Source organism: Pseudomonas sp. BS3767 (assembly GCF_900099665.1).
GTDB classification, from domain to species: domain Bacteria; phylum Pseudomonadota; class Gammaproteobacteria; order Pseudomonadales; family Pseudomonadaceae; genus Aquipseudomonas; species Aquipseudomonas cerasi.
Genome location: NZ_FNCX01000007.1, coordinates 158,889 through 179,446, shown reverse-complemented (window position 1 = coordinate 179,446; position 20,558 = coordinate 158,889). Strand labels below are relative to the sequence as shown.

Here is a 20,558-nt window from a genome sequence, read left to right as displayed (position 1 = left end):
AACAGAACCAAGCGGTTTCGATAAAAGCCAATATTGCAACCCTTCTGAAACACTTTGTTACTCTTTTACGGCCAAGTTAATCCGAATGAGGGCGATACCTGATTACCCCTTCGGAGAAACACTTATGATCCTGCGAAAACTTAACCTGGCCGCTCGTTCGACGCTCTGTTTCGGCGTGTTCTGCCTGATGATCATTGCCTTGGGCTTGCTCGCCCTGCGTCAGGCCGCCGAGCTCAATACTGCGGAAAAATTCATCGAGACCAATGTGCTTCCGAGCGTGAAACAGATCGCGTCGATTGATCGGGAGTTTGTCAGTATTCGGGGCAACAACGCCCGAGTGCGCAATCCGATTGAACCGCAGGATCGAAAGACCAAGGCGCTCAGCGATATCCAGCAGTCTCGTTCGCTGATCGCCGGCTATTTTGACGCCCTCGGCAAATTGATCGTGACTCCGCAAGGACGCCAGGCATTCGATGAATTGTCCCAGGCACAGGCCGGGTATCAGGTGGCACAGGATCGCTACCTGGCCTCGGTGGCCGCCGGCAATCTGGAAGCTGCAGTGGCAACCTCCAATGGCGAAATGAAAAGCGCGGCCGATCAGGTTGAAGCCGGACTGAAGAAACTCAGGACCGTCAACGACGCCAAAGCCGAGAAAGCCGGTGATACCGCTCAGACTGCCTATCAGCAGACGCTGTGGATGGTGGGTATTTTCATCGCCGTGGGCGTCATTACCACGCTGCTCCTTGCCTGGATGTACACCCGCAGCCTGACTGGCCCGATTGGCGATTCGTTGAGTATCGCGCAACGCATCGCCACCAATGATCTGAGCAAGGATATTCCGCAGCATGGCACTGATGAGGCGGCGAAACTGATTGCCGCACTTGCCACCATGCAGGCCAACCTGCGCAATGCCCTGACCCTGATCGGCGACTCCTCCACCCAGCTGGCTGCCACTTCCGAGGAAATGCATGCCGTCACGGAGGACGCATCGCGCACCATTCAGCGCCAGACCAACGAGATCGAAATGGCAGCCACGGCCGTTAACGAGATGAGCGCGGCGGTGGAAGAAGTGGCCAGTAATGCCGCATCGGCATCTGAGGTGACCTCGCAATCCAGCACTGCCGCCATGGCCGGACGCGCTCAGGTCGATGAGACCGTCACGGCGATCAACCTGATGGTTTCCAAGGTGCAGATTACGTCCACCGAGGTACAGGGCCTGGCCGTCATGGCGACGGATATCAGCAAGGTGCTGGATGTGATTCGGGCCATCGCCGAACAGACCAACCTGCTGGCACTCAACGCGGCCATCGAAGCAGCCCGCGCAGGTGAAGCCGGACGGGGCTTTGCCGTGGTTGCGGACGAAGTCCGGGCACTTGCGCATCGTACTCAGCAATCGACCCGTGAAATCGAACAGATGGTCGGCTCGATTCAGACCGGCACCGGCAATGCTGTCAGCGCAATGGAGCAGACCAGCGTTCAGGCCCACAAGACGCTGGAGATGGCCAACGGTGCCGGCAAGGCGCTGCTCGAAATCACCGAATCCATCAGCCAGATCAATGAACGTAACCTGATGATTGCCACCGCAGCTGAAGAACAGGCTCAGGTCGCTCGAGAAGTAGACAGAAGCCTGGTCAGCATTCGTGATCTGTCCAGCCAGACGTCCGAGGGTTCCAATCAGACGGCCATCGCCACTGCCGAACTGTCGACCCTGGCTTCAAGCCTGAACCGTCTCACCAGGCAATTCCGCGTTTAAGCCCCTCTGCCGGGAAGCTCGCTTCCCGGCATCTCTCCTTCGAATGGTCTGCCCAGGCTTGTCAGCCACTGGCACAGCGCTAGAGGCTACTGCTGCGTGCCGAACATTGCCGTCCAGTAAATCCCTGCGTCACTTTTGGGGTCCATCGCGTAGGCGGCACCGAGCTCGCGGAAATCCGGATTCATCAGATTGGCGCAGTGGCCCGGGCTCAGCAGCCAGCCATCCACCACCTTGCGCGCACTGTCCTGACCGGCAGCAATGTTCTCGCCCACCTGCTGCCCCACATACCCGGCCAGTTCAGCGCGGTCGCCAGGCGTGCGGCCGTCACGATCCTTGTGGTCAAAAAAGTTTTGATTGGCCATCGCCTGGGAATGACGTTGCGCAGCGGTCCCCAGAACCAGGTTCCAGGCCAGCGGCGTGGTAGCGGCGAAGGATTGTGGGCCGCACTGACGTGCCTGAGTGCGGGCATTGTTAATCATTTCCAGAATCTTTTGCCCCTCTGTCTGCCAGTCGCCAAGACGCGAAGCGACCAGCGAGCGCGCCAGCACGATACGCCAGTCTCGCCCTTCGCGGCTGACACCGATGTCGACGAACTGCGGGTCCAGCACCACGCGGCAGAAACTCTCCAGAACCGCCTTGAGTGCAGCGTCTGCATTGTTCGGACCGGACAGGCTTATCGCCTGCACAGTGACCATTGGGTAGGAAGCGCGCGTCAACGCCTGTTGCAGGTCCAGATTGCCACTGGCCGGCAGCACCAGACGCGCGTCGCTGGTCAGCGGCGGCAGTTCCGTGGACACCTGCTCGCCACAGCGCTGTGCCTGGCTGCGATAGGCATTGAGGGATTCGATCAGTTGCGTTTCGTCGCCAGCCAGCGCAGCACTGGCAAACACACCAGAGCACAACACGGTCAGAAAGGCTAACGACACTCGCGGGAGCGACAGGCGCAGAAAGTAATGAATGACAGGCATGAAAAGTCTCTCTCGGGCTGAGTCCGCCTATGATGCGCGAAATGACCCGGTCGGGCGCAACGCCTTTTTTATGCCTGACCGGAATTTCACCACCGATCGGGCCAGGACGTGCGCCAGACAATGCCTCTTGGGAGCGACTTACAGCTTGAAGTTGGCCACCAGTGAATTGAACGAGGTGGCCAGTCGCGACAGTTCCTGACTGGACGCGCTGGTCTGGTTGGCACCTGCAGCGCTCTGGGTCGACAGGTCCTGAATGTTGAGCAGATTGCGGTCCACCTCGCGAGCCACCTGGGCCTGCTCTTCCGAAGCAGAGGCAATGACCAGATTGCGCTCGTTGATGGTTGCAACACCCTGGGTGATTTTCTCCAGCGCCGCGCCCGCACGCTGGGCCAATTCCTGCGTGTTGGTGGCCAGCGACAGGCTCTTGCCCATCGCCGCAACCGCGCCGTCAGCACCCGATTGCACGGTGCTGATCATGCCTTCGATTTCCACTGTCGATGCCTGGGTACGGTGCGCCAGAGCCCGAACCTCGTCAGCCACCACCGCAAAACCACGACCCTGTTCGCCAGCACGTGCAGCTTCAATGGCGGCGTTCAAGGCCAGCAGGTTGGTCTGCTCGGCGATACTGCGAATAACGTCAAGCACCTTGCTGATTTCCCGGACATGCCCGGCCAGCTCGGACACAGCGCCAGTGGATGCGGTGATCTCATGGACCATGGTGGTGATGCCCTTGACCGTGTGATCGACCTGGCCACGGCCATCGACGGCATCGTCTGTAGCAGACTTCGAAGCCTCAGACGTGGATACCGCGTTACGCGCCACTTCTTCCACTGCGGCAGTCATCTGATTGACGGCCGTTGCCGCCTGCTGGATTTCGTCGTTCTGGCGAGTCAGCCCGCGGGTGCTTTCATCGGTGACGGCACTCAGTTCTTCGGCAGCGGAAGCCAGCTGGTCCGAGGCACTGGCAATCTGTTGAATGGTGTTTTTCAGACCGCCCTGCATGTCGGACAGCGCGTTCAACAGTTGTCCGGCCTCATCGCCACTGTTGGAAACAATGGGCTGGGTCAGGTCACCGCCCGCAATGCGCTGAGCACTGGCGACTGCGACAGCCAAAGGACGGGTGATCATGCGGGTAATCAGCACGCCGAGCATGATGGCCACCAGAAAAGCAATCACCACGCCAATCTCCAGCATTAATACCGAACTGGCCTTCAGGTCGGCAGCAGCGGCTGCGCCTTCCTTGATCTGACGATTGTTGGAATCGATCATGATCCGCAGATAGCTGCGCACCTTGGTAAAGCTTTCCGAGGAAAGGCTATTCAACTGGGTCCGGGCAGCCTCGTAATTAACCCGCCTTCATCAGGTCGACAACCTGTTGAGAGCCCGAAACGTACGCGGGCAGCATCAGTTCCAACTGGTCACCGGCGGCTCGCTCGTCATCTTCCAGAGGCGTGGCGCGGTAGATCGCAAACACTTTTTGCGCACGGGCCAGGTCATCGCTCAACGCCTGACGAACTCGATCCTTGTCCGTTTCGGAAACACCGCCATCCTGCGCATCCAGCAAACGGTAAAGCCCGCGGTTGTGGGCGGTGAAGCTGGTCAGCGCTTCATTGGTGTTGCTGACCGAGACAAGGTTGTTGGAGAAGGTCAGCTCAAGGGCATTGGCCAGGCGTGTCACGCCCACCATACCCAAGGCGCCGACGGCCAGCGTAATCAATGCACAGATGATGAAAGCGGAGAGCAGCTTGGTAGAAAACTTGGACTGACGCAGGACGTTCATGGGGCTTACCTGTTGCTGAATGAGGAGTGATGTCAGTGCCGGAATGAGTTGATCAAACAGCGATGATGTCATAATGACTTCACCTCATTTGGATCGTTCCCGACCTCCTCGCTTTTTGATAGAAAAACTTTGACAAGTCGCAGATCTGCGATTATTGCCTTCTATCGGCACCGCCCCGTTCGCAAATCCTGTTCGTTATCAGTGCAGCCGCACGGTGTTTGATGCGCCGGCTGCCAGGCCATCATTGCCAAGACGTTGCTCGGCGAACGTTCTCGCTTCAAGAGTCATGCGGTCCAGATGGCGATCGCGTTGCTTCTCCGCATCGACCATCGCGCTTTTGCCGTGCTGTTTGAGCAGGTAAGCGTGGATCTGCCGCACTTCGACCGAGTTGTAGATGGGCGCGATATCCATGACCGCAAGCAGACCGTCAGTACCGTGATCACGCGTGTTCATGATGACCTGCGGACCACGCGCGCCCAGCACCTGAAAGCCCATTGCCTCGAAATACGCGACTTTGCCGACCACGCAATACAGCTCTGCGTGCGGATAGCGGCTCGTCATTTTCGCCAGCATCGAGCGTGCGATGCCCTGACGGCGGTGGCTGTCGCGCACCGCCATGTAGGCTACGGCGCAGGCCTGCGGATCGTCCTGCACAGGCAGATAGAGCAAAAACCCCACTACAGTTTCGGGGTCTTCATCGTCCAGCGCGACGATCAGCTCCACGGTCAGCTGCTGCGAACCGTCCATGGCATTCAGGTACAAATGCACCTCATACCCCACGCCGTACTGGTAAAGGTTGTACAGCGGGTTGCTCGCCGCGATCGCCACCAGACTGATGTCCGTCACGTAGTCGACGACCATCTGCTGGATCTGGCTACGGATGAATTCCGGCGGCGGGGTTTTCAGCAGCATGATCGTCGACATGGGACAAGGGGCTCCATTAATAGGTGTGTTTGTACGGGATGTGGCCACATGATAGCGCGTCGAGGCATTCAGGACCGATATTGTCATATTGCCAGCATGCTGCAGCGCGCCAACTTAGTTGCAACTTATACGATGATTTTAAAAAAAGAATATCAAATAGCCATCCACCCGAAAGACCACCACAAGTATCGGTACGATCGTACCAGCACACACCACAGTCGCCAGTCTGTTACCAAATAATAAAGTTGATAATGATTCACATCTACCTGAGTAAGAGGATACAAGGAAGTTTAATGACTGTTGACATTCAATAAAAATCCAATTTTTTCAAAGGGATGCATAACTATCAAAAAAATGGAAATATAACTTGATTTACAGCGACCGAACGTGCAATCAACGCATCAGGCCAACTCGGTACAAACATCCGTTACCGGGTCCACCTTTTGTTCGAGTATTTATCTCAATCACCCCAATATATTTTTATAATCACCGTATTTCCCTCACGCGCCTAAGATTATCCGGCCTACTAAAAATATGAGGGATTCAAAATGCCGTTATTAAACTGGTCCAGACACATGGTGTGCCTGACTGCAGCCGGTCTGATTACTGTTCCGACCGTTTATGCAGCCGACACCCTGACCCGCGACAATGGCGCCGTCGTCGGCGACAATCAGAACTCTCAGACCGCAGGCGCCCAGGGCCCTGTCCTGCTGCAAGACGTTCAGTTGCTGCAAAAGCTGCAGCGCTTTGATCGCGAACGCATCCCCGAGCGCGTCGTGCATGCCCGCGGCACCGGCGTCAAAGGCGAATTTACGGCCTCTGCCGACATCAGTGATCTGAGCAAGGCGACCGTTTTCAAATCCGGTGAGAAGACGCCGGTATTTGTACGCTTCTCCTCCGTGGTTCACGGCAATCACTCGCCTGAAACCCTGCGCGACCCGCACGGCTTCGCCACCAAGTTCTACACGGCTGACGGTAACTGGGACCTGGTTGGCAACAACTTCCCGACGTTTTTCATTCGTGATGCCATCAAGTTCCCGGACATGGTCCACGCGTTCAAACCTGATCCACGTACCAACCTGGACAACGACTCGCGTCGCTTCGACTTCTTCTCCCACGTACCGGAAGCCACCCGTACGCTGACCCTGTTGTATTCGAACGAGGGCACCCCAGCAGGCTATCGCTTCATGGATGGCAACGGTGTACACGCCTACAAACTGGTCAATGCCAAGGGCGAAGTGCACTACGTCAAGTTCCACTGGAAATCCCTGCAGGGCATCAAGAACCTTGATCCCAAGGAAGTCGCTCAGGTCCAGTCCAAGGACTACAGCCACCTGACCAACGACCTGGTTGGTGCGATCAAAAAGGGTGACTTCCCGAAATGGGATTTGTACGTTCAGGTCCTGAAGCCTGAAGAGCTGGCGAAATTCGACTTCGATCCATTGGACGCCACCAAGATCTGGCCGGACGTTCCCGAGAAGAAGATCGGGCAGATGGTCTTGAACAAGAACGTCGATAACTTCTTCCAGGAAACCGAGCAGGTCGCCATGGCCCCGGCCAACCTGGTTCCAGGTATCGAACCTTCCGAGGACCGCCTGTTGCAAGGCCGTGTGTTCTCCTACGCTGACACCCAGATGTATCGCCTTGGCGCGAATGGTCTGAGCCTGCCTGTCAACCAGCCCAAGGTTGCGGTCAACAACGGTAATCAGGACGGTGCGCTGAACACTGGCCACACCACCAGCGGCGTCAACTATGAGCCGAGCCGTCTGGAACCTCGTCCAGCGGATGATAAGGCGCGCTACAGCGAACTGCCGCTCAGTGGCACTACCCAGCAGGCGAAGATCACGCGTGAGCAGAACTTCAAGCAGGCGGGTGATCTGTATCGCTCCTACAGCGCGAAAGAGAAGACTGACCTGGTGCAGAGCTTCGGCGAGTCGCTGGCCGACACCGATACTGAAAGCAAGAACATCATGCTGTCGTACCTGTACAAGGCAGATCCGGACTACGGCACTCGGGTAGCCGAAGTCGCCAAAGGCGATCTGAGCAAGGTCAAGTCCCTGGCTGCAAGCCTCAAGGACTGATGATCTGATACCCCGTCCCGGTGCTCAGTCGCCGGGACGGTTCCCGTCAGGAGAACGCCCATGAAGCATCTGATCTATGGCTTGCTGCTGTTCGCCGCAGCCGCGAACGCCACACCACCGACATCAACAACGACCCCCACTCCACCGCCCCCGGAGCTGACTGCCGAGCAGACGGCCAGCCAGCTGCGCACGCTGTTTTTCGACGCCTCCCGTGAAGGCAACAACCCGATGCTGGACACGTTTATCGAGGCTCATTACGACCTCAACATCCGCGATGAACAAGGCTATACCGGTTTGATTCTCGCGGCCTATCACGGCCATGAAGACTCGGTGATACGCCTGATAGATGCCGGAGCAGACCCTTGCGCCAAGGACAATCGCGGCAATACGGCGCTGATGGGTGCGATTTTCAAAGGTGAACTGAGCATCGCCAAGCGTCTGGTTCAGGCAGATTGCGGTGCGAACCTCACCAACAATGCCGGGCAGACCGCAGCCATGTACGCCGCCCTGTTCAAACGCACCGAAGTGCTCAAGGAGCTGACCGACAAGGGCGCAGACCTGAGCATTCGTGACAGCATGGGCAATGACGTGGAAGGCTTGTCCAAGGGTGAATTCCAGGCGCCGCCCACCCGCTGACGGCTGCTGGAATCAGTCTTCGCGCTCAATCATTTCGTAGATGCGGCTGGCAAACGCTTCCATGGTGAAGGGTTTGGTGAGCACCCACATCCCCGGATCCAGATGGCCGTTGCCAATGATGGCGTTCTCAGCGTACCCGGTGATGAACAGCACCTTGAGGTCGGGTCGAATGATGCGTGCGGCATCGGCCAATTGCCGGCCATTCATACCCCCCGGCAACCCGACATCAGTCACCAGCAGGTCGATACGCGCATCGGACTCCAGCACCTTGAGCGCAGATGCGCCTTCGCCCGCCTCGATCGGAATGTAGCCCTGATCCTCCAGCACTTCAGCCACCAGCATGCGGATGGTCGGCTCATCGTCGACAATCATCACGGTGCGCTCGGTCTGCACAGGCGCCGATCCAGCAGCATCTGCAGCCTCGATCTCTTCCGGTGCCCCAACGTAATGACGCGGCAGGTAGAGACACATGTTCGTGCCCTGATCAGGCTCGGAATAGATACGCACCTGCCCGCCGGACTGGCGCACGAAACCGTACACCATCGATAAGCCCAGCCCCGTACCCTGCCCCAGTGGCTTGGTGGTAAAGAAAGGGTCGAAGGCCCGATTGATGACCTCGGGCGACATGCCTGTACCGGTGTCGCTGACACACAGCGACAGGTATTGCCCGGGGATCAGATCGCGGCTTTGTGAGCCGCGCTCGTCAATCCAGCGGTTGGCTGTCTCGATGGTAATTCGCCCGCCGCGCGGCATGGCGTCCCTGGCGTTGATGCACAGGTTCAACAAGGCATTTTCCAGCTGCGGTGCATCGATGAACGTTGACCACAACCCGACCGAGGTCACCACCTCCACAGTGATATGCGGTCCGACCGTACGACGAATCAGCTCTTCCATGCCGATGACCAATCGGTTGACGTCGACCGGCTTGGGGTCAAGGGTCTGCCGGCGCGAAAACGCCAGTAATCGGTGAGTCAGTGACGCCGCACGTTTGGAGGCATCCTGCGCAGCCCCTATGTAGCGGTCCAGTTCATTGAAACGGCCCTGGCTCACCCGTGTCTTGAGCAGTTCCAGCGAACCCGTGATGCCGGTCAACAGGTTGTTGAAGTCATGGGCGATACCGCCCGTCAACTGGCCTACGGCTTCCATCTTCTGGGACTGGCGCAAGGCTTCTTCAGCCTGGCTCAGGCGCTCCTGCTCGCGAAGCCGTTCGCTGACATCGTAGGCAAACAGGTAGGCCCCAATGGCCTGCCCCTGAGCATTGCGCAGCGTGCTGTAACGTATTTCAAAATGACTGGCCGGATCGTTCGAGTCACTGAAGCTGACACTTTCGGCGAACTCTTCGCCCGCCAACGCACGCGTCCAGCGCCGTTCAAGATCAGCCTTGCTCTGCGGCCGGTCGTCGAGCAGGTCGAGCATATTGTCACCCACCTGCGGCCGAACACCGAACAGACGCTCGAATTCGCGCAGGGCAGCGCCATTGATGGCCATCCAGCGAAAATTGCAGTCGACGACATGAATGAACGCATTGGTGCCGTTGACGACGTCGGCCAGCACATTACGCTCGGCCACCGCTTCGATAATGCGTGCTTCCAGAGTTTCGTTCAGTTGCTTGAGCGCCAGTTCAGCGCGTTTGCGTTCAGTGATGTCTTGAAACAACACCGCGACCTGCTTGCGGCTGGCCGGCTCGATGCGAAACGCGGTCAAGGCCAGATAGCGCCCTGTGGCCACCAGTTCGCGCTCGAAACGGATCGGCTTGCCGGTCCGCAACACGTCGCCGTAAAACTCCAGCCAGCCATCAGCCTCCTCGGGAACCATCTCGCGCAGCTTCTTGCCCACCACGTTGGAAATGCCGGCGTGGTACTCGTAGGCCGGGTTGGCTTCGATGTGAATGTAATCGCTCAGCGGACCGTGTGGACCGTCAAAGAACTCAATGATGCAAAAGCCTTCATCCATGGCGTTGAACAGAAAACGATAGCGCTCCTGGGATTGGGCCAGGGCGTATTCGGCCTCCCGACCGGTGACGCTCAGGCTCTCTTTAAGCGAGGCATTTTCCTGCTCCAGAGCCGCCAATCGGCTCTGGAGATGTTGTAAATCTGTCGGGGTCAAAGCGGCGGCACCTGAGGTATTGGTTGCGCCGCTTTCCCGTCATGCGGGGCGGCACAAGCACGCTACGAGAAAAACCGCTCGCATGCAAAAATAATGGCGTTTTGAGCTCAGAAATTCTGGTTTTTTTGACCCAGTCAGCGCGATAGGTACTTTTGTGAACAACATTCACGAGTACAGGGGCCACGCCGTACCGATCCCGATTGACCCGTGATATCAGTTCGACGCCGAAGCTGCGGCATGCAGGCGCAACCATTGGTCCGCGACTTGCCCCATGTTCTTGGGCTCGTCATTGTTGATCCATGCCATGAATGGCCGATCGAACCTGAACGACGCCCCGCACTGCCCGGTCATGAAACGCCTCACGTTCTGCGTGTTCCGATAGGTGTCATCCACTGGCGTATCACGCGTGATGAGGTCGGAGTGCCAATCGAAAGCCATGCCTGATTCCTTCTGCCGTCGGGTTGCAGGCACTCTTTATAGCGGGATTCTGTTGCAGTCGCGAGGTTGGAAGGGCTTGTGGCGTACAGGAATTCGCTTAAACCCGTCTCACTCTCCCGCGAACGGCACCAGCGACTCCAGCAGCCACGCGCCCGCAGGCCCCAGACTGCGCTGAAACGACCAGATGACGTCCACCGCCGAGCGCCGCGGCCAACCGGAGACGTGCAGTTCTTTGAGCAGTCCGCCCGAATAGCGCGACACCAGCCAGCGCGGCAATGCCGACCAGCCAAAGCCGAACGCAGCCATGTCCATCAACAGCAGGTAATTGGGTGCCGACCAGTGCCGATGGCCGCTGGTGGGCAAGTCGTCGGTGGGGATGCTGTGCTCGATCAGCGTATTGAGGCGCAAGGCGCGATAGCGGGACAACTGTTGGTAATCGACCCGTTCCAGCGCGGCAAGCGGATGTTTGTGCGACACGAACAGACCGAAATCGGCACTTTCATCGATGGTCGCGTGACCGATTTCCGGTGGGTAGCTGGCTTGCGCCGACAGCAGCCCCAGCGAGGCCCTCCCCGACTGCACCAGGCTGATGGCGTCGCCATGCTCGGCGAACACGCATTCCATCTCCAGCTCTGGAAAGCGTTGATCGAGTTCGGTCATCAGCCGCTCGAAATCAGCAAACTGGTTGGCATCCGACAGCACCAGCGTGAGCCGCGGCTCGACGCCTGCTGCAAGCCGCGCGGCAGCACGACGCAGCCGGTCCGAGGCGCACAGCAGATCATCGACACGGCCAAGCATCACCCTACCCGCTTCGGTCAGGACTGGTTGCCTGGAAGAACGGTCGAACAGCTCCAGCCCCAGGTCGATTTCCAGGCGGGCGATCGCCTCACTGATGGTCGATTGACTCTTGCCCAGACGGCGTGCGGCGGCGCTGAAAGAACCCAGCGCGGCAATCTGGGCGAAGGCTTCCAGGGCTTCTGGTGAATAACTCATGGCGCTCTCATATCGGTTTAACCGATGGTACTGATTTTCAGCTTAACGCAAACACCGATGATAATACTGCCATCCATCAGCACCAAGGACAGCGTAGTCATGAGTAACAACCAACCGCACACCGACCGGCAACCCGGCGTCGCCAGCAAAACCCTGCGTGAGCGGGCGCTGCATGCCGCGCTGTTCGAGATCGGCGGTGTGATTCTGGTCGCACCACTGCTGGCCTGGCTGATGGACCAATCGCTGGCGATGATGGGGGCCATGACGGTGATGATCTCGACCATCGCCATGTTGTGGAACATGACCTACAACGCGCTGTTCGACCGTCTGCGCAACCGCTGCGGATTTACCATGAACCTGACGGTCCGCATCCTGCACGCAACGGGGTTCGAAGCCGGACTGATTCTGGCCGTGGTGCCGCTGGCCGCATGGTGGCTGACAATCAGCCTGATGGAAGCGTTCTGGCTGGACATCGGTCTGCTGCTGATGTTTCTGCCCTATACCCTGCTGTTCAACTGGGCCTATGACACGCTGCGTGAACGCCTGATGCAGCGACGCCTGGCGAGGTGTGAGGTGTGACGCATCAGGCAGATGGATGCCGTACATCAAATGTTCTCACTGGATAATCAAATCCTTGCCATTGCACACTGTCCCCTACTGACCCAGGCAAGGACAACCTTCTATGACAACTGAAGTACTCAAACTGGCGGCGTTCAGCGATGGAGATCGCGGTGGCAACCCGGCAGGCGTATGGATCGGCGATGCGTTACCCGATGATGCCGTCATGCAACAGATTGCCGCCGACATCGGTTTTTCCGAAACGGCGTTCGCTGCGCCTGTCGAAGCCGGCTGGCGGGTGCGGTATTTCTCGCCGCTGGCAGAAGTACCGTTTTGCGGGCACGCCACCATCGCCCTGGGCGCAGCGCTGGCGGCGCAGCAAGGCGATGGCGTGTATCAGCTGACACTCAATCAGGCGCAGATTACTGTCGAAGGCCATGCGCAGGGCTCTCTGACGTCGGCGGCGCTGCAATCGCCGCCCACGTTCAGCACGCCGATCAGCGCGCTGTTGCTGGAAGAAGCCCTGGCGCTGTTCGGCTATAACCATGCCGATCTGGATGAGCGCATTAGCCCCGCGCATATCAATGGCGGTGCCGGGCACCTGCTGTTGGCGCTGAACAGCCGCGCCAGGCTCAAGGCCATGCGCTATGACCAACAAGCGGGGCACGACCTGATGGTCCGTGAAGGCTGGGCGACGATTTTGCTGGCGTGGGCCGAGACCGATCAGTTGTTCCACACCCGCAACCCGTTTGCGTTCGGTGGCGTTTATGAGGACCCGGCCACCGGAGCGGCCACGGCGGCACTGGGCGGCTATCTGCGCGATATCGACTGGCCGCATGGCGGTTTGATAGACATTATTCAGGGCGAGGACATGGGCAGCCCATCGCGCCTGCGCGCCGAAATCCCGCAGCAACGGGGAAGCTCGATCCGGGTGTCGGGGATGGCGCGCAGGTTGTAGCGGGGATCAGGTCCTGAGTTTGCTGCCGCCGATCGCCACGCCCAGAAGCATCACGGCAACGACCATGAACGCCAGTTCAAGGCTGCTGACATGGGCGATGAAACCGATTGCCGCAGGACCGATCAGAATCCCGGCATAACCGACTGTGGTAATCGCCGGGATGGCCACGCTTTCGGGCATGGTCTTCTGCCGACCGACCGCGCTGTAGCACACCGGCACGATGTTCGAGCAACCCGCGCCTACCAATGCATACCCCAGCAGCGCCGCCTGCCAGACCGGGATCAATGTCGCGACGGCCAGACCCGCTGCGGCACACAGTCCGCCAAGAATGATCACCCGATTGGAGCCCACCCGTTTTACCACCGCATCGCCAAACAACCGCCCCAGGGTCATGGTCGCGGCGAATACCGCATAGCCCAGCCCGGCATACGCCGCTTCGACACCACGCAACGAGGTCAGGAATACCGCGCTCCAGTCGAGCATCGCGCCTTCGGCCAGAAATACGGTGAAGCACAGCAGGCCGATGAACAGCACCACGCCACGCGGGATGGCAAAGGCTGGCCCATCGGCCGGACTGCCGTAAGGCAACAGATTCGGCGCCGCTTTGGCCAGCGCAACCAACGTCAGAAATACCACGATCAGCATCGCCGTGAACGGCGAGATGCCCAGACTGAGCAAGCCGGCGACACCCGCGGCACCGACAATCCCGCCGAGGCTGAACAGGCCGTGGAAGCCCGACATCATGGTCTTGCCGCTGGCGCGCTCGACGATCACCGCCTGCACGTTGGCCGTGCAATCCACCCCGCCCATGCTCGCGCCAAACAGAAACAGCGTGGCGATCAATAGCGGCAGACTGGAAATCGTCGCCAGCAGCGGCAGACACAGGCAGATCAGCAGCGTCGAACAGACCAGCAGGCGCCGACAGCCTAACCGTGCCGCCAGTGCTCCCGCCAACGGCATCGAAATGATCGAGCCCACCCCCAGACACAGCAACAAGAGCCCGAGCGTGCCCTCATCGAGGCCCATCCGCTGTTTGACGTAAGGCACCAGCGGCGCCCACGAGGCGACACTGAAACCGGCAATGAAAAACGCGATACGCGTCGAAGACTGCTCCGCCCGAGCCTTGGCATCCTGGGCTGCGGTGCTGAAAGAGGTCATGCATGCTCCTTGTAATTTGCCGAGTACGGTCACGCCGGCCAGCGCGACAGCCTAACAAAGCTGATCGATTAGCCAAAACCTCTGATGCACTTGCACGAGGCTCGTTCCATCGTCGTGCAAGGGCCGTCCGATTTGCAGCTTTTTGCACCTCAGGCCAGTAGACTGACGACCACGCGCACCAGACAGGTGCGTAATCTGTCGAATCAGCTGTCGCGGAGGCCGTTGTGTACAAAGGTGTGGTGCTGTCGGTCCTGGCGTCAACGCTGTTTGGGGTCATGTATTTTTATACGTCACTGATGACCCCGCTCGACGGTGAAGAGATCTTCGGCTGGCGCATGCTGCTCACCGTGCCATGCGCGACGCTGTTCATGCTGGTCAGCGGTGACTGGCGGCGAGTCCGCGAAGTGGCTGTCCGGCTCAGGCAGCAACCGCTGCTGATCTTCGCGCTGCTGCTGTCTTCGGTGCTGCTCGGTGCGCAGTTGCTGATCTTCATGTGGGCACCGTTGCACGGGCGCAGTCTGGAGGTATCGCTGGGCTATTTCCTGCTGCCGCTGAGCATGATTCTCACTGGCCGCTTGGTATACGGCGAGCACCTCTCCTACCTGCAGAAAGTCGCTGCGGTGTTTGCCATGATCGGCGTGGTGCATGAGCTGTGGAGGCTGGGCAGTTTCTCCTGGGAAACCCTGCTGGTCGCGGGCGGCTATCCCCTTTACTTCGTGCTGCGTCGCAAGCTCAAGACCGATCACCTCGGCGGGCTCTGGTTCGACATGCTGCTGATGCTGCCCATCGGACTGTGGTTCATCGCCAACGGCCATCCTCAGGCCATTCAACAGGCACCGCTGTTGTACCTGCTGATTCCGCTGCTCGGGGTGATCAGTGCCTCGGCGCTGGTCAGCTACATCCTTGCCAGCCGCCTGCTGCCGTTCAGCCTGTTCGGGCTGCTCAGTTATGTCGAGCCGGTGCTGCTGGTCGGCGTCGCCCTGCTGCTCGGCGAGAGCATCGGTCGCGAGGAATGGCTGACGTACCTGCCGATCTGGATGGCCGTCGTGGTACTGATGATCGAAGGCGCCAAGCATATGCTGGCCCAGCGACGCCGGGATGCGAGCTGAGCGTCAAGACTCGGTGAAACGCTCCAACTGCATTTCCTGAAGTCGACTGAGGGTGCGCCGGAAGGCAAACGACAGATAGCCCTCGGTGTACAGCTCGTCCATCGGCACCGGCGCTTCGACATACAGCGGAATGCGCCGGTCATAGCACTCGTCGACCAGCGCGATGAAGCGTCGCACGCCATCATCGTTGGGCGACAACTGCGGCAGCTCGCGATCCCCTGCGCTCACCTGCTCGACGCCATCCTCGGTGCCGCGGGCGATTTTCGCTTCGCGCTGTGCTGCCCCCAGCAGCGGCACCTCGCTGAGCAGAATCACCGAAAAGCGATCGCACAGGGCGATGAAATCCATGGCCGCCAGCGGCTGTTCGCAAAGGTCGCGGTAACGGCACCACACGGCGGTGTCGGAATGCTGAACCACGTTGATGCTGCGATAACCGAGCATGACCTGCGAGTCGTGAACCCGCTGATCCGCGCTCAACGCTTCGAAGATGCCCTGCAGGGCGCTGGGTCGACCGGCTTCGGCAATCCAGTAGCGCTGATGCAGTTGCCCGGGGTGCAGTCGGTGATCCTCGCCGCCGTCGACCGCCACGACATCCATGTACTTGAGAATGGCCGCAACCGCTGGCAGGAAGCGCTCGCGATTATGGCCGTGACTGTATAACTGCTCCGGTGGCTGGTTGGACGTGCAGACCAGCACCACGCCCTCCTCGAACATGACCTGCAGCAGCCCGCCCAGGATCACTGCGTCGCCAATATCGGTGACGAACAGCTCATCGAAACACATCACCCGCACGTCACGCGCCAGCTCCCTGGCAACCACGGTCAGCGGCTGGGAGGTGCCCATCAACTCGAACATGCGTTTATGCACCCAACGCATGAAGTGATGAAAATGCTGACGCCGGGCCGGTACGCTCAGGCTTTCGAAAAAGCGGTCCATCAGCCAGGTTTTGCCACGCCCGACCGGCCCCCACAAATAAACGCCCCGGGCCCGACCTCGAGCGTCGGCCAGCCCCTCGTAACACACCTGCAATTGCCGGGCGGCCTGCAACTGCGCCTGATCGGGTTGAAAACCACGCTGGACGGCACGTTCGTAGGCTTGCAGAGGAGAGACAGCATCCATCAGGCACACACCCTTCGCTATCGGAGAAAAGACATCCAGCCTATACGAGGCTGCGCCGCGCAACGCAACTCATCAACTCAACTCAGGCATGCTGCACGCCGGCACGCTTGAGCAGTCGCTTGCAGCGCTCGGACAGGTGGACCACACGCAGATGCTTGCCCGCCTTGGCGTAGCGTTCGCGCAGGGTTTTGAGCGCAGCGATGGCCGAGTAATCGACAAAGCTCAGGTGGCGGCAATCCAGTGTCACCTGCGCCGGGTCTTCGGCCGGGTTGAACTGGTCGAGAAACGGTGTGGTCGAGGCGAAGAACAGCGTGCCATGCAGGTGGTAGACCTTGCTGCCGTCGGCTTCGACATGGCTGTCGGCGTACAGCTCACGAGCCTGCTGCCAGGCGAAGTTGATCGCCGCGATAATGATCCCGAACAGCACTGCAGTGGCCAGATCGGTCAGCACCGTGACCACCGTCACGGCAATGATCGCCAGCACATCGTTGACCGGCACCTTGCGCAGCACACGCAGCGAGGCCCAGGCGAAAGTCTGTTGAGCGACCACGAACATCACCCCGACCAACGCCGCCAATGGAATGCGCTCGATCAACGGTGAGAGGAACAGCACGAACATCAGGATCATCAAACCTGCTACCACGCCCGACAGACGACCACGGCCGCCAGAACTCAGGTTGATGACGGTCTGGCCGATCATCGCGCAGCCGCCCATGCCGCCGAAGGCACCGGAGACCACGTTGGCAGCGCCCAGCGCTACGCACTCACGATCCGGATAGCCACGGGTTTCGGTGATCTCGTCGGTCAGGTTCAGGGTCAGCAGGGTTTCCAGCAGACCGACCAGCGCCATCAGAATGGCGTAAGGCGCAATGATGCGCAGCGTCTCCAGATTCCACGGGATGTCCGGCATGGCGAATACCGGCAAGCCACCGGCAATGTGCGCCATGTCGCCCAGGGTGCGGGTCGGCAGGCCGAGCAGGTAGACCGCCAGCCCGACGCTGAGGATCGCCACCAGCGCTGGCGGCGCAATGCGGGTCAGGCGTGGCAACAGATAGACAATCGCCATGGTCAGCGCCACCAGCCCGAGCATCACGTACAGCGGCGTACCGCTGAGCCATGACTCACCCACCTTGAAGTGCTCCAGTTGCGCCATCGCGATGACGATTGCCAGGCCGTTGACGAAGCCCAGCATCACCGGATACGGCACCAGTCGCACCAGTTTGCCGAGCCGCAGCAAGCCGAACAGGATCATGATCAGGCCACCCAGCAATACGGTCGCCAGTAAATACTGCACACCCTGCTGAACCACCAGCGCGACGATCACCACCGCCATGGAACCGGCCGCGCCGGACACCATGCCCGGACGCCCGCCGAACAGCGCAGTCAGGGTACAGATGATGAACGCACCGTAGAGCCCCATCAGCGGATTGAGATGAGCCACCAGCGCAAAGGCGATGCACTCGGGCACCAATGCAAAAGATGTGGTGAGGCCTGCCAGGACTTCGGCACGTATACGGATCGTTTTCATGGGTTACCTGAGCGGCGCTCCGTGGAAGAAGCGCAAAAAAGTGGGCATATTACGCAAACCTTTGACGACCGACCACCACGGAGGGGCTCCCAGGAAGGCGCTCTGATGATCGGCCCATGCCCCAAAACAACAAGGAATAACCCAATGCAATGGAATGGAACGCTGCTCTGCACAGGACTTCTGCTGGCCAGTGCGGTGGCTGTTGCAGACGACGACACCGTGGCTGTCGACGCATTCGTGCAGGCAGAAGCCAGCAAAGTGATGCAGGAAAATCATATCGCGGGCCTGTCGATCGCCGTCACTCACCAGGGCAAACAGCAGTTCTACGCCTACGGCGTCGCGTCAAAAGCCACTGGCCAGCCAGTCACCCGCGATACGCTGTTTGAACTGGGCTCGATCAGCAAGACCTTCACCGCCACCCTCGCTACCTGGGCACAGGCCAATGGGCAGCTGTCGCTGACGCAAAGCATCGATAGCTATATTCCGCAGTTGCAGGCTACGCGACTGGGCAAGGTGCCGGTTTTCCATCTGGGCACTCACACGGCTGGCGGCTTCCCGCTTCAGGTGCCGGATAAAGTGCACAACACCCGTCAGTTAATGGAATATTTCAAGGCGTGGCAGCCCGAATATCTATCCGGCACCCATCGCACCTACGCCAACCCCAGTGTGGGCCTGCTCGGCATGGTTGCGGCGCGCAGCATGAAGCTGCCGTATGAAACAGCCCTGCAGCAGCGGCTGTTTCCAGCGCTGGGTCTGAGTAATACCTATATCAACGTGCCCGATGAAAAGCAGGCGCTGTATGCGCAGGGCTACAACAAGCTCGACGAGCCGGTCAGGGTCAATCCAGGTCCGCTGGCGGCGCAAGCCTATGGCGTGAAATCGAGTGCCCGGGACGTACTCCGTTTTATCGAAGCGAACATCAACCTCGGTCAAAACGACGCCGCACTGCAAAAAGCCCTGCGCGATACAAGGACCGGCTATTTCAAGGTCGGCGGCATGACTCAGGACCTGATCTGGGAACAGTATCCGCTGCCGGTGCGTCTGGAGACGCTGCTTGAGGGCAATGCCAGCGCCATGCTGAACACGGTCAAAGCCGAAATGATCGAGCCGCCGCAGGCAGCGCAATCTTCGGTATGGGTCAACAAAACCGGATCAACCAACGGTTTCGGTGGCTATGTGGCGTTCATTCCGGAGCAGCAGCTGGGGATTGCCATCCTCGCCAACAAAAACTACCCGAACGAGGAGCGGGTAAAACTGGCCTATCGAATTCTGCAGAAAATGGGCTGCTGCTCAACGCTCTGAAAACAGCCCTGCCTGCTCGGCCGCTTCGAGTTCAAGCAGCTTGCGCTTGCGCTCGACGCCCCAGCGATAGCCCGACAACGATCCATCGCTGCGCACCACCCGGTGACAGGGAATGGCCACCGCAAGCTTGTTCGCACCGCAGGCGTTGGCAACCGCACGGACTGCACTGGGCAGTCCTATCTGCGCCGCGATCTGCGTGTAGGTGGCCGTCGATCCAGCGGGAATGTCCCTGAGCGCCTGCCAGACCCGCTCCTGAAACACCGTGCCGCGGATATCCAGTGGCAGCGCCAGGCCGGTCGCGGGTGATTCGACAAAACCCACGACCTCGGCAACCAGTTGTTCGAACGCTGCGTCTGCACCGATCAGGTTGGCGTTGGGAAACTGGTCCTGGAAAGCTTCGATCAGCGCATGCGGGTCATCACCGAGCGAAATCGCACAGATGCCCTTGCTGCTGGTGGCCACCAGAATCGAACCCAGCGAACTTTCACCCAGGGCGAACCTGATATCGACATTGGCGCCGCCCGCGCGGTATTCAGAAGGTTTCATGCCGAGCATGTTCTGCGAAGCCTCATAGAAACGACTGTTGGAGTTGTAGCCCGCCTCGTACAACGCACGGGTAATGCTTACGTCCTCTGAGAGCTGAGTTTTCACCCGCGAGCGTAACGAGGCGACGCTGTAGGCCCTGGGCGTCAGCCCGGTCAGCCTTTTGAAAATACGGTGGAAATGAAAACCGCTCATCCCGACCTGCTCGGCGAGCTCGGTCAGATTGGGCATCGATTCGGCGGCATCGATCAGTCTGCAGGCTTGGGCAACGACTTCTGCGTGCCTGAGTTGCAGCGCATTCGGGTCGCCGGCATTGCGCAGGGACGGGCGAAACCCGGCAGCCTCGGCGTCGCGCGCACTGTCAAAAAACACCACGTTCTCCGGACGCGGAAGGCGTGTCGGGCTGCAAGGGTTGCAATAGATGCCGGTGGTCAGCACGCCATAAACGAAGTCAGCGCCAGCGTGTGAACGCCGATTGACCAGAATGTCCCAGCGCGGGTCGTCTTCAGTGCGCGGGGCGCGTGCCGGTTGGGTGCGTTCTGTGCTGTCCATGGTCGAGCCTGCCTTGAGTTTCGATAAGCCTGCGCCTGTCAGGGCCACCGGG

The 20,558-nt window shown here is 59.6% G+C and carries 18 protein-coding genes; 7 read left to right on the top strand and 11 right to left on the bottom strand.

The window, feature by feature from the left end:
• Positions 1-85: 85 nt before the first annotated feature.
• Entirely contained in the window at positions 86-1,753 is a 1,668-nt protein-coding gene (locus tag BLR16_RS19940) for a methyl-accepting chemotaxis protein (RefSeq protein ID WP_371124633.1), read from the top strand.
• Between the two features lie 86 nt (positions 1,754-1,839).
• On the opposite strand, the gene BLR16_RS19935 is transcribed toward BLR16_RS19940, so the two are convergent.
• From BLR16_RS19935 to BLR16_RS19925, 4 genes are all read right to left on the bottom strand, one after another.
• Entirely contained in the window at positions 1,840-2,721 is an 882-nt protein-coding gene (locus BLR16_RS19935; RefSeq protein WP_074808767.1) for a CAP domain-containing protein, read from the bottom strand.
• A gap of 138 nt (positions 2,722-2,859) precedes the next feature.
• Positions 2,860-3,849: a methyl-accepting chemotaxis protein gene (locus BLR16_RS29345; RefSeq protein ID WP_371124684.1), complete on the bottom strand. Its 990-nt coding sequence runs from the start codon at positions 3,847-3,849 to the stop codon at positions 2,860-2,862.
• Positions 3,850-4,066: 217 nt separating this feature from the next.
• On the bottom strand, positions 4,067-4,501 hold the full coding sequence (locus BLR16_RS29340) for an MCP four helix bundle domain-containing protein (RefSeq protein ID WP_371124631.1): 435 nt from the start codon (positions 4,499-4,501) through the stop codon (positions 4,067-4,069).
• Between the two features lie 198 nt (positions 4,502-4,699).
• Positions 4,700-5,425: a GNAT family N-acetyltransferase gene (locus BLR16_RS19925; protein WP_074808765.1), complete on the bottom strand. Its 726-nt coding sequence runs from the start codon at positions 5,423-5,425 to the stop codon at positions 4,700-4,702.
• Positions 5,426-6,000: 575 nt separating this feature from the next.
• On the opposite strand from BLR16_RS19925, the gene katB reads away from it, so the two are divergent.
• Complete coding sequence (gene katB / locus BLR16_RS19920; protein WP_003370364.1) at positions 6,001-7,506, top strand: catalase KatB; 1,506 nt, start codon at positions 6,001-6,003, stop codon at positions 7,504-7,506.
• A gap of 60 nt (positions 7,507-7,566) precedes the next feature.
• Entirely contained in the window at positions 7,567-8,142 is a 576-nt protein-coding gene (locus BLR16_RS19915) for an ankyrin repeat domain-containing protein (protein WP_003370362.1), read from the top strand.
• 12 nt (positions 8,143-8,154) lie between these two features.
• Here BLR16_RS19915 and BLR16_RS19910 read toward each other — a convergent pair whose 3' ends face one another.
• The 3 genes from BLR16_RS19910 to BLR16_RS19900 all read right to left on the bottom strand — a co-directional run bounded on the left by BLR16_RS19910 (position 8,155) and on the right by BLR16_RS19900 (position 11,679).
• Complete coding sequence (locus tag BLR16_RS19910; RefSeq protein WP_042930827.1) at positions 8,155-10,248, bottom strand: hybrid sensor histidine kinase/response regulator; 2,094 nt, start codon at positions 10,246-10,248, stop codon at positions 8,155-8,157.
• A 213-nt stretch (positions 10,249-10,461) separates the two neighbouring features.
• Positions 10,462-10,686, bottom strand: a complete 225-nt coding sequence (locus BLR16_RS19905; protein ID WP_074808763.1) for a DUF6434 domain-containing protein — start codon at positions 10,684-10,686, stop codon at positions 10,462-10,464.
• Positions 10,687-10,794: 108 nt separating this feature from the next.
• The gene (locus tag BLR16_RS19900; protein ID WP_003436246.1) at positions 10,795-11,679 is read right to left on the bottom strand and encodes a LysR family transcriptional regulator; all 885 of its coding nucleotides are present in this window, start codon (positions 11,677-11,679) and stop codon (positions 10,795-10,797) included.
• Between the two features lie 99 nt (positions 11,680-11,778).
• Between BLR16_RS19900 and BLR16_RS19895 the strand changes: the two genes are divergently transcribed.
• Both BLR16_RS19895 and BLR16_RS19890 read left to right on the top strand, forming a co-directional pair.
• Positions 11,779-12,258: a multidrug/biocide efflux PACE transporter gene (locus BLR16_RS19895; protein ID WP_003370354.1), complete on the top strand. Its 480-nt coding sequence runs from the start codon at positions 11,779-11,781 to the stop codon at positions 12,256-12,258.
• Between the two features lie 103 nt (positions 12,259-12,361).
• Complete coding sequence (locus BLR16_RS19890) at positions 12,362-13,195, top strand: PhzF family phenazine biosynthesis protein (RefSeq protein WP_003370352.1); 834 nt, start codon at positions 12,362-12,364, stop codon at positions 13,193-13,195.
• A gap of 6 nt (positions 13,196-13,201) precedes the next feature.
• On the opposite strand, the gene BLR16_RS19885 is transcribed toward BLR16_RS19890, so the two are convergent.
• A complete protein-coding gene (locus BLR16_RS19885) occupies positions 13,202-14,353 on the bottom strand; it encodes an MFS transporter (RefSeq protein WP_003370349.1) in 1,152 nt (383 codons plus the stop codon).
• Positions 14,354-14,577: 224 nt separating this feature from the next.
• On the opposite strand from BLR16_RS19885, the gene rarD reads away from it, so the two are divergent.
• Entirely contained in the window at positions 14,578-15,462 is an 885-nt protein-coding gene (rarD, locus tag BLR16_RS19880; RefSeq protein WP_074808760.1) for an EamA family transporter RarD, read from the top strand.
• A gap of 3 nt (positions 15,463-15,465) precedes the next feature.
• On the opposite strand, the gene zapE is transcribed toward rarD, so the two are convergent.
• Together zapE and BLR16_RS19870 are read right to left on the bottom strand one after the other, a co-directional pair.
• A complete protein-coding gene (gene zapE / locus BLR16_RS19875) occupies positions 15,466-16,581 on the bottom strand; it encodes a cell division protein ZapE (RefSeq protein WP_058416925.1) in 1,116 nt (371 codons plus the stop codon).
• Between the two features lie 82 nt (positions 16,582-16,663).
• Positions 16,664-18,109 (bottom strand): SulP family inorganic anion transporter, encoded by a 1,446-nt coding sequence (locus tag BLR16_RS19870; protein WP_003370343.1) that lies wholly within the window; start codon positions 18,107-18,109, stop codon positions 16,664-16,666.
• 144 nt (positions 18,110-18,253) lie between these two features.
• Here BLR16_RS19870 and ampC point away from each other — a divergent pair, with 144 nt between their 5' ends.
• On the top strand, positions 18,254-19,411 hold the full coding sequence (gene ampC / locus BLR16_RS19865; protein ID WP_074808755.1) for a class C beta-lactamase: 1,158 nt from the start codon (positions 18,254-18,256) through the stop codon (positions 19,409-19,411).
• On the opposite strand, the gene ada is transcribed toward ampC, so the two are convergent.
• Complete coding sequence (gene ada / locus BLR16_RS19860; RefSeq protein ID WP_074808751.1) at positions 19,400-20,506, bottom strand: bifunctional DNA-binding transcriptional regulator/O6-methylguanine-DNA methyltransferase Ada; 1,107 nt, start codon at positions 20,504-20,506, stop codon at positions 19,400-19,402. The genes ampC and ada overlap by 12 nt on opposite strands.
• Positions 20,507-20,558 lie beyond the last annotated feature (52 nt).